The organism is Pseudomonas tehranensis (assembly GCF_014268615.1).
GTDB lineage: Bacteria > Pseudomonadota > Gammaproteobacteria > Pseudomonadales > Pseudomonadaceae > Aquipseudomonas > Aquipseudomonas tehranensis.
Genome location: NZ_JABWQV010000043.1, coordinates 17,392 through 28,768 on the forward strand (window position 1 = coordinate 17,392; position 11,377 = coordinate 28,768).

1 protein-coding gene (cut by a window edge) is annotated in these 11,377 nt (G+C 64.4%); it reads right to left on the reverse strand.

Annotation, left to right across the window (positions count from 1 at the left end; genetic code table 11):
• A protein-coding gene (locus tag HU811_RS10215) for a non-ribosomal peptide synthase/polyketide synthase (protein WP_186655645.1) crosses the window boundary here: on the reverse strand, positions 1-11,258 show its 5' portion. The gene continues 1,228 nt to the left of window position 1, outside the view; the window shows 11,258 of its 12,486 coding nt (coding positions 1-11,258); its start codon is at positions 11,256-11,258; its stop codon lies off the left edge, out of view.
• Positions 11,259-11,377 lie beyond the last annotated feature (119 nt).

Sequence of the window (11,377 nt, forward strand, 5' to 3'; positions counted from 1 at the left end):
GGCACGCTGTTGATCAGCCGTACCTGATCGCGGGCCGGCAGTTGCGGCAGCTCCAGGGCATTGCGGGCGATGATCAGCGAACCGCCGTTGGCCAGGGTCACGAACAGCTCCCACACCGACAAGTCGAAGCACACTGAAGTCGAAGCGAGCACGCCCTGGATGTCGTCCTGGCTGTAGACCGATCTGGACCAGTCGATCAGCGCCAGCACGTTGCGGTGGGCAATCGCCACGCCCTTGGGTTGGCCAGTGGAGCCGGAGGTGTAGATCACGTAGGCGAGGTTGGCGGGCGTTACGGTTGTGTGCGGTGCGCTCAATGGGTAGTGCGCCAGGTCGAGCTGATCCAGCATCAGCACAGCGGTTTCGGCCGGCACGGTCAGCGTCGCCGCCACGGATTGTTCAGTCAGCAATACCCGCGCGCGGCTGTCGTCGAGCATGTAGGCCACGCGCTCGGCCGGGTAATCCGGGTCCAGCGGCACGTAGGCGCCGCCGGCCTTGAGCACCGCCAGCAAGGCGATCAGCAGGTGTTCGGAGCGCGGCATTGCCACGCCCACACGCACTTCCGGGCCCACGCCCATTTCGATGAGCTGGTGAGCCAGGCGATTGGCGCGGCTATCGAGTTCGCTGTAGCTCAGTCGGGTATTGGCGAAAGTCACCGCCAGGGCGTCCGGGGCGGCCTCAACTTGCCGGGCAATCAACTGGTGGATGCACAGGTTTTGTTCGAACGGCGCATCGACCGGGTTCCAGTCATGGGTCAGGCGCTGATGCTCATCGAACTCAAGCATCGACAGTTCACCCAGGCAGCGCTCGCCTTGGGCGGTCATCTGGCCCAACAACTGGGCCAGATGCGTCGCCAGTCGCACGACGGTAGCGGGTGCGAAACTCGCCCGCTGGTAGCTCATGTGCACCGACAGTTGCTGGTCCAGGCCCACCAATAGCGTCAACGGGTAGTTGGTTTGCTCCTGGGTGAGCGCCGGGCCGAAGCGCAGGCCATCCGGCGCGCCCTGCTCCAGGGCCTGGGCAATCGGGTAGTTCTCGAACACCAGCAAACTGTCGAACAGCGCTTCACCGCCCTGCCCGGCCCAGCGCTGGATATCCAGCAACGCGGTGTGCTCGAACTCGCGCAGCGCCAGGTTTTGCCCTTGCACCGTTTGCAACCAGCTGTCCAGGGACTGCTCGGCTCGGGGGCTGGCGATCACCGGCAGGGTGTTGATGAACAGGCCGATCTGCTGCTCGATACCGGGCAAGTCCGCCGGACGGCCGGCCACCGTCGCGCCGAAGGCCACGGTGTCTTTGCCGGTGTAACGCTGCAACAGCAGCAGCCACGCGGCCTGCACCAGCGTGTTGACGGTGACTTTCGAGGCGCGGGCAAACGTTTCCAGGCGTCGGGTCAGCGTCTCGTCCAGGACCTGCACATGATCGCCGTAGCCTGTGTCGGCCTCCCCGGACTTCGCAATGGCATCGGCCAGCCGCGTCGGCGTTTCCAGGCGCTGCAGCGCAGGTCTCCAGAACGCTTCGCTGGCGGCGCCATCCTGACGTTGCAGCCAGGCGATGTAATCGCGGTAACGACCGCCGTGCACCGAAACGCTCTGGCCGCTGTAGCGCTGCAACACCTCCCCCAGCAACTGGGAATTGCTCCAGCCGTCCATCAGGATGTGATGGTGGGTGTAGATCAACTGATAGCGCTGCTCATCGAGCCGCACAATCAGCAGCCGCAACAGCGCCGGGGCGCTCAGGTCCAGCTGCCGACGCTCGGCTTCGGCCAGGGCCTGCAAGGTCTCATCGGGCTGCGCAGCGTCCCGCAAATCATGCAAGCGGTAAGGCAAGTCCAATTGCTTGCTGACGATCTGCACCGGATCTGGCAGGTCACCCTGCCAGACCAACCGCGTGCGCAGGATGTCATGGGCGTCCACCGCTGCCTGCCAGGCTTGACGGAAACGTTGCGGGTCAAGCCCTTCAACGTCCAGGCGCAATTGGTTGATGTAGTCGCCCGTGGCGTCGCCGTAGACGCTATGGAACAGCATCCCTTGTTGCATCGGCGACAGTGGATACAGGTCGGCGATCTGCGCCGTCGCCACCGGCAATCCATCGAGTTGCTGCTGGTTCAGGCGGGCCAAGGGGAAGTCCGACGGCGTCACGCCGCCATGCTCGCCGTGGCAGCAATGTTCGATCAAGCCTTGCAACTCGCGGGCGTAGTCGTCGGCCAGGGCCTGGACGGTGGCTTCGTTGAACTGCTCGCGGCTGAAGGTCCAGCCTAGGTTCAGTTCGCCGCCAAACACTTGGCCGTTAAGCGCCAGGACGTTGGACAGCGGTGCCTGGGCGCTCAATTCATCGCCGGCGCCTTCGCTGGCCGGCACGAACAAGGCACCTTGCGCTTCGCTGAAGCTGGCATCGAACTGCCCCAGGTAATTGAAGGTCAGCTGCGGTACCGGCAGCCGGGCAAGGATCGCCTGCGTCGAGCTATCCGCCAGATGGGCCAAGGCACCGAAACCCAGGCCTTTGTTGGGGATCGAGCGCAACTGCTCCTTGACCTGCTTGAGGGAGCTGCCCAGGTCCGTCGACGGCGTCAGTCTGGCCGGGTACAGGCTGGTGAACCAACCGACGGTGCGGGTCAGGTCCACATCATCGAACAACGCTTCGCGGCCATGGCCTTCGAGCTGGATCAACGCGCTGTCGCTGCCGGTCCAGCGCACCATGACCCGGGCCAACGCGGTGAGCAGCAGATCATTGACCTGGGTGCGATAGGCCTTGGGCGCGTCTTGCAGCAGTTGGCGGGTCAATGAAGCATCGAGCCGGGTGCGTACCGTCAGCGCGAGGTGGTTCTGCTGGCCGCCCTGGGGATTGTCCATCGGCAACCGCCCATCGACACCCTCCAGTTGGGCCTGCCAGTAGGCCAGTTCTTCCTGCAACGACGCGCTGCGGGCATAACCTTGCAGACGTTCGGCCCAGACCTGTGCCGAGGTCGTTTTCGCTGGCAACTGCAGCATCGCGCCGTCGGCCAGTTGCCGGTAGGCGCTTTGCAGATCGTCGAACAGAATCCGCCACGACACGCCATCCACCACCAGGTGATGGATCACCAGCAACAGCCGCTGGCTGCCATCGGCCAGCGTCGCCAGCACCGCCCGCAGCAGTGGCCCGTCTTGCAGGTCCAGGCTGCGTTGCGCGCGGTTGGCAATGTTATCCAGCGCCTGGGCGTCAGGCACATCCACCGCCCAGAGCAGGTCTGCGCAGTGGCTGGCCGGGGACCGGTAAGTGGCCTGCCAGCCCTCACTGCGTTCGCTGAAGCTCAAGCGCAGGCCATCGTGCTGCACCACCAGCGCGCTCAAGGCTTGCGCCAGCACACGGGCATCCAGAGCGTGTGTGGGCTTGAGCAGCACCGCCTGGTTCCAGTGCTGACGCTCAGGGATCGCCTGCTCGAAGAACAACCGTTGCACCGGCAACAGGGTCAGCGCACCGCTCACCGGGCCTTGATCGATGACGTGCGTGGTTTCACCCAGACGCGCCACCACCGCCAACGCTTCGATGGTCTGGTGCTGGAACAAGTCTTTGGGGGTGAAGTGAATACCGGCCTGCCGGGCGCGGCTGACCACCTGGATCGAGACGATGGAATCGCCGCCCAGCTCGAAGAAGTTGTCCCGCAGCCCCACTTGCTCGAGCTTGAGCACATCCTGCCAGATCGACACCAGTTGCTGTTCCAATGTGCTGCGCGGTGCCACGTAGGTTTGCCGCAATTGACTGACGTCGGGCTTGGGCAGGTTCTTGCGGTCGAGCTTGCCGTTGGGGGTCAGTGGCAGGCGTTCGAGCAGCAGCAGATAGGCCGGGACCATGTGCGCCGGCAGGGTGGCCTTGAGTTGGTCGCGCAGGTGCTCGGTGAAATCGGCACGCGGGACCATTGATTCATCGGCCACCACATAGGCCACCAGACGCTTGCCGCTGCCGGCACTGCCTTCCTGGGCGACCACCACCGCTTCACGCACGCCATCGAGGGCTTGCAGGCTGGCTTCGACTTCTCCCAGTTCGATACGGAAACCACGGATCTTCACCTGGTTGTCGATGCGGTCCAGGTAATCGAACGTGCCGTCGGCGCGCTGGCGCACCAGGTCGCCGGTGCGGTACAGCAAGCCACCACCCGCACTGAACGGGTCGGCGATAAACCGCTCGGCCGTCAAGCCTGGGCGGTTGAGGTAACCCCGGGCCAGACCGCTGCCACCCAGGTACAGCTCACCGGCCATGCCTTGGGGCAGCAGGTTCAGGTCGGCGTCCAGCACGTAGGCGCTGCGGTCGCCGATGCGGCTGCCGATGGGCGCATACGCGGCCCCGCACACTACGTCACGGCCGGCTTTCCAGATCAGCGGCGTGACCACGGTTTCGGTCGGGCCGTAGCCGTTGATGATGAAGTCTGGATTCAGGGCGCGCTTGACCCGTTCGAAACTGGCGTTGGCCACCGCATCGCCGCCAAAGCAATAGATGCGCACCTTCGGCGGGTTGCCCTCGCGCTCGGCGTGTTCGGCCAGTTGTTGCAGGTACACCGGTGGGAACGCCACCACCGTCACAGCGTGCTCGCGCATGGCGTTATAGGTTTGTTCCGGGGTCCACAGGCTGTCATCGCGAATCAGCAAGGAGGCACCGTGGGTCAGGCTGGTGAGCCAGCGCTCATGGGCACCGTCGAAGGCGAAGGACATGAAATGGAATTCGCAATCGCTGCTGTGCATTTCATAACGCTCGCCGATGGCCTGGCAGTGCATCGCCAGCGGACCATGGGCCACACTCACCCCCTTGGGATTTCCGGTGGAACCGGAGGTGTAGATCACGTAAGCGAGGTTCTGCGGGTCGATCTGGACGGACGGTGTGCTCACCGGTTGCAGGCTCAGGTCCAGGCGATCGAGTTCCAGCACCTGGGCGGCACCTTCCAACGGCAACTGCGCCGACACCCGGGAGTCGGTGAGCAACAACGCCAGCCCTGAATCCTCGATCAGGTACGCCAGGCGTTCACGGGGATAGCCAGTGTCCAGCGGCACATAAGCACCGCCGGCCTTGAGCACCGCCAGCAGCGCGACAATCACCCCTTCGCTGCGCGGCAAGGCCACGCCGACCCGGGTTTCCGGGCCCACACCATGGGTTATCAGTGCGTGGGCCAATTGGTTGGCCCGCCGCTCGATGTCGCCATAACTGAAACGCTGGCCGTCAAAGATCACCGCCGTACTGTGCGGGTTTAGCGCCGCCAGATGGGCGATGCGCTGGTGTACGGCAATGTCGGTCGAGTATGGCTGCGGGTGGTTGTTCGCCTGTTGCCGGGCCTGTTCCTCGGCGCCGGCCAAGGCGATTTCCCCCAGGTGGCGCAGCGCCGATTCGGCGAAGCGTTCCAGCAGTTGCAACAGGTGCTCGCTGATGCCGGCGATGGCCGCCGGGCTGAAATGCGCCCGGTCGAAGCTGTAGTGCAGCGCCAGGCTCTGACCAATGGTCACCGCAACGCTCAACGGGTAATGGGTTTGCTCCTGGTGTGTGACCTCACCGAACACCACGCCCTGCCCGGCGCCTTCTTGCAGGGCCTGGGCGATGGGGTAGTTTTCGAACACCAGGATGTTGTCGAACAGCGCTTCGCCGCCCTGCCCGGCCCAGCGCTGGATGTCGGCCAGCGGCGTGTGCTCGAAATCGCGCAGGCTCAGGTTCTGCGCCTGCACCGCTTGCAGCCAGGCCCCGACCGACTGATCCGGGCGCGGCGCAGCGATCACCGGCAAGGTGTTGATGAACAGACCGACCTGTCGCTCGATGCCCGGCAAGTCCGCCGGACGCCCGGCCACGGTGGCGCCAAAGGCGACGCAGTCGTGACCGGTATAGCGTTGCAGCAACAACAGCCACGCCGCTTGCACCAAGGTATTGAGGGTGACTTTCTGCTGGCGGGCAAACTGTTCCAGAACCTGGGTGCGCTGCACGTCCAGGGTCTGGAAGTGATCGCCATGACCGCTGTGGATTTCGCTGGCGGACATCACTCGCGCCAAGCGGGTCGGCTCCTGCAAAGTCGCCAGTTGAGCGCTCCAGAACGCCTCGCTCAATTGCCCGTCCTGACGTTGCAGCCAGGCGATGTAATCGCGATAGCGCCCGACGGCGCTGGCCGACGTGCGGCCGCTGTAGCGTTGCATCACCTCACCGAGCAGCTGCGAATTGCTCCAGCCGTCCATCAAGATGTGGTGATAGGTGTAGATCAAATGCCATTGGCCGGCGCCGGTCTGCACCAGCACCAGGCGCAACAGTGGCGCCTGGCTCAGATCGAAACCTTGCGCGCGCTCGGTATCGGCCAGCGCGGCAAGGGCCTGCGACGGATCGCTACGCTCGCGCCAGTCCAGCACCGTGAACGGCAATTGCACCTTCTTGTGGACGATCTGCAGCGGTTGCTGCAATTGCCCCTGCCAGACGAAGCCGCTGCGCAAGATGTCCTGCGCATCGACGGTGGCTTGCCAAGCGGCGCGGAAACGCTCGGTGTCCAGGCCTTGCACGTCCACCCGCAACTGGTTCACGTACTCACCGGCGGCCTGCTCGTAGAGGGTGTGGAACAACAGCCCCTGCTGCATCGGTGATAGCGGGTAGAGATCGTCGAGTTGGCCGGCCGGCACCGGCAGCCCGTCGAGTTGCGCCTGAGTGACAGACGCCATCGGGAAATCCGACGGCGTGGGTTGCGGCGTGACCAGGTTGGTGCAATGTTCGATCAGCGCCTTTAGCTCAATGGCGTATCGATCGACCAGTTGCTGCACGGTCGCGCGGTCGAACATCTCACAGCTGAAACCCCAGCTCATCGCCAGTTCGCCGCCATAGACCTGACCTTCCACAGTCAGCCAGTTGGCCAGTGGTGCCGTCGGGTCCTGGGCGACGCCGCTGCCTTCGCTGGAGGGCACGAACAACGCCGCCTCATCGAACTGCCGGTCGAACTGCCCGAGATAGTTGAACGTGATGCGCGGGGGCGCCAGCTCCGCCAGTTCGGCGCGCACCGAAGGTGCCGCCAAATGACGCAGCACGCCATAACCCAGGCCTTTGTCCGGGACGCCGCGCAGGTGTTCCTTGATCGCCTTGATCGAACCGCCGAGATCGTCGCTGGCCGTCAGCTTCACCGCGAACAGACTGGTGAACCAACCCACCGTCCGGGTCAGGTCGATGTCTTCGAACAGCGCTTCACGGCCATGACCTTCCAGTTCGATCAGCGTGTCCGGCTGCCCGCTCCAGCGACTGATGGTGCGGGCCAGCGCGGTCAGCAGCAGATCGTTGACCTGGGTGCGATACGCCGCAGGCGCCCGCTGCAGCAATTGTCGGGTCAGTTCGGCATCCAAACGCCATTCGATCTTCGCGCCGTGGGCATTTTCCAGGCTGCCTTGGGGCCGATCGCACGGCAGATCCAGCGCACCCAGATGCTGGGCTTTCCAATAGGCCAACTGATCGTCGAAGCGCGACGTTTCGGCGTCCAGACGCGCGGTCCAGCTCTGGAATGCACTGGTCTTGGCCGGCAAGGTCACGCCGCCACCCGCCGCCAGTTGTTCGTAAGCCTGCTGCAAATCTTCCAGCAACACCCGCCACGACACGCCGTCCACTACCAGGTGATGGATGACCAGCGCCAGCCGCTGACTGCCGTCGGCCAGATTCACCAACATGGCGCGCAACAGCGGCCCCTCTTGCAGGGAGAGGCTGCGCTGCGCCTCGTCGCACAGCGCATTCAATTGCTCGGCGGATTGGGCTTCGCGCAGCCACAGATCAGCGCTTTGCCGCAGCGGTCCGTGGCTCTGTTGCCAGCCGTCCGCGCCAGGCACAAAGCGCAGGCGCAGGGCATCGTGATGATTGATCACGCAGGTCAGCGCCGCGTCGAGCCATTGCCCATTCAAGGGCTCGCGAGCGGTCAGCAGCAGCGACTGGTTCCAGTGCTCGCGGGCGTTCATCGGCCGCGAGAAAAACTGCTGCTGGATCGGCCCGAGGAGGGCCGCGCCGGTGATGGGCCCCTGATCCACCGCACTGTGATGGTCGAGGCTGGCGACCAGGGCCAGGCTGCGCACGGTCTGGTACTGGAACAGATCACGCGGATTGATGCCGATACCGACCTGTCGCGCACGGCTCACCACTTGAATGGAGATGATCGAATCACCGCCCAGCTCGAAGAAATTGTCTTCGAGGCCGACCCGCTCCAGCCCGAGTACGTCCTGCCATATTTCAGCCAGCGCGATCTGCAGCGCATCCTGCGGCGCGACGAACGCCTGCTGCGGCGCCGCGTCCGGTTGCGGCAGGGCCTTGCGGTCCAGTTTGCCGTTGGCGGTGACCGGTAGTCCGGCCAATGGCATCAGGTAGGTCGGCACCATGTATTCCGGCAGACTGCCCAACAGCCAGGCTTTGACGTCCTGCTGCCACTGCTCCTGCGGGTGGGTGTTTTCCAGCACCAGATAACCCACCAGATGCTTGCCGTCCTGCACCAACACCACCGCCTCGCGCACCAGCGGGTGCTGCATCAGGCGGGTTTCGATTTCACCCAGTTCAATGCGCAGGCCACGCAGCTTGACCTGATGGTCGAGGCGGCCAAGGTATTCGATCACCCCGTCGGCACGCTGGCGCACCCGGTCGCCGGTGCGGTACAGGCGCGCGCCGTCATGGAAGGGGCACGGCACAAAACGCTCGGCGGTCAGCGCCGGGCGCTGGTGATAACTGCGCGCCAACCCCGCCCCGCCCAGGTACAACTCGCCAGACACGCCGTACGGCACCGGCGCCAATTGGGCGTCGAGCACGAGGGTGCGCAAGTTGGCGATCGGCCGACCGATCGGCACGCAATCGGCACCTTCGTCGACGCACGTCCAGTGGGTCACGTCGATGGCCGCTTCGGTCGGCCCGTACAGGTTGTAGAGGCTGGCGTTCGGCAGTTTGGCGAAGACCTGTTTCTGCGCGTCCAGCGGCAAGGCTTCGCCGCTGCAGACGATGCGCCTTAGCCCTTCACAGGTTTCCACGCCCGGCTCATGGATAAACGCCTGCAGCATCGACGGCACGAAGTGCAGCGTGCTGATACCGTAACGGTTGATGATCTCGATCAGTTGCTGCGGGTCGCGGTGCACGCCCGGCGCGGCCACCACCAGACACGCACCGGCCATCAGCGGCCAGAAGAATTCCCACACCGACACGTCGAAGCTGAACGGCGTTTTTTGCAACACCGCATCGCTGTCGTCCAGGCTGTAAGCCTGCTGCATCCAGCACACACGGTTGACCAATGCCGCGTGACTGTTGCCCGCGCCCTTGGGTCTGCCCGTGGAGCCGGAGGTGTAGATCACATAGGCCAGACTCAGCGGATCAACCGTCACCTCGGGGCGACGCTGGCTGTAACCGTCGAGCCAGCCGCTCGGCTGATCGAGCAAAATCACGGTGACGCCATCGGTTGGCAGCCCCGCCGCCAGCGAGCGCTGGGTCAGCAGCAACGCGATCCCGCTGTCTTCGATCATGTAGGCCAGACGATCCTGCGGGTATTCCGGATCCAGCGGCACATAGGCGCCGCCAGCCTTGTGAATCGCCAGCAGGCCGACCACCATTTCCACCGAACGCTCGACGCAGATCCCCACCAGCGTGTCCGGCCGCACACCGCGCTCACGCAGCAGATGGGCCAGGCGGTTGGCGCGGGTATCGAGCTGGGCGTAGCTCAGGCTTTGTTCACCAAACAACAACGCCGGAGCATCCGGGGTGCGCGCCACTTGGGCTTCAATCAGTTGATGCATGCAGCGGTCGCTCGGATAGCGTTGGCCCGTGGCATTGCAACCGTGCACCAGGGTGTTGTGCTCGTCGGCGTCGAGCAGCGGCAATTCGCCGATGCGTTGCGACGGATCGGCGACCATCGCCGCCAGCAAACGCAACCAATGCTGGGCCATGCGGGCGATGGTTGGTGCTTCGAACAGGTCGTTGGCGTACGTCAGCGCGGCATGCAGCTTGCCGGCCTTTTCGTAGGTGTCCAGGGTCAGGTCGAACTGGGTGGTGCGGCCCTGCCAGTCGAGCATGCCGAGTTCCAGCCCGGACGCGGTGCTGACCGTGGTGATGTCGGCTACGTGCGGCTGATGGTTGTACATCACCTGGAACAGCGGCGTATGGCTGAGGCTGCGTTCCAGCTTCAAGGCTTCGACCAGGCGCTCGAATGGCAGGTCCTGATGGGCCTGGGCACCGAGCGCGGTTTCTTTGACTGCGCGCAGCAAATCGGCAACCCGCGTCTGCCCGTCAAGTTCGGTGCGCAGCACCTGGGTGTTGACGAAGAAGCCGATCAGGCCTTCGATTTCATCGCGATTGCGGTTGGCGATCGGCACACCGACGCGGATATCGGACTGGCCGCTGTAGCGATGCAACAGCACGTTGAACGCGCCGAGCAACAGCATGAACAGCGTGACGCCATGCTGCTGGGCGGTGCTGCGCAGTTGCTCCGCCAAAGTGGCGTCGATGGCAAACTCATGACGACTGCCGCGATAGCTCGGCATGGCCGGGCGCGAGTGATCGGTCGGCAGTTCGAGCACCGGATGCTCGCTGCCCAGTTGCGCCTGCCAATACTCGAGTTGTCGCGCCTGCTCGCCCGCTTCGAGCCAGCGGCGCTGCCACAGGGCGTAGTCGCTGTACTGGATCGGCAGCGGCGCGAGTTGCGGCGTCTGCCCCGCTTCATGGGCGTCGTAGCAGCGGATGAATTCGTCGATCAGCACGTTCATCGACCAGCCGTCGGAGACGATGTGGTGCAAGGTCAGCAACAGCACGTGTTCCTGCTCGTCGAGCTTGAGCAACTTCACCCGCAGCAGCGGCCCGACCGCCAGATCGAAGGGCAGCAGTGACTGTTGCTGCGCCGCCTCGGCCACCGCCCGTTCGCACTCGGCGGCCGGCAAGGCACTGAAATCCTGTTGCTCGATCACCAGCGGCGCGCAGGTCGGCACTTGCAACAGGCTATCGTCCGCCTGACGCTGGAACACCGTACGCAGGGTTTCGTGACGCGCGACGAGGCTGGCGAAGGCCTGCTCCAGCGCCGTCAGGCTCAACGCGCCCTTGAGCCGCACCGCCCCCGGCAGGTTGTAGGCTGCGCTGCCGGGCTCCAGTTGCCAGAGGAACCACATACGCTGCTGGGCGTAGGACAAGGCTTGGCGATCTTCGGCTTCGACGCCCTGGGGGATGGGGAAACCGCTGAACTCGACGCCCTCCTTGTCCAGCGCCGCCAGGAACATCCGGCGCTTGTCCAGGGGCAACCCGATAAACCGGCGAGCAAGTTTCAAGGCGTCTTCAGCATTCATTTCTGGGTATCCGGAATCAGTGGGCACAAGGCACAAAGGCATGTCGTCCCTATAAAACGAATGCAGACCGGAAAAATTAGCGTTTGAGAATAGAGGTCAGGAAAGAGGGAAATCCGTGG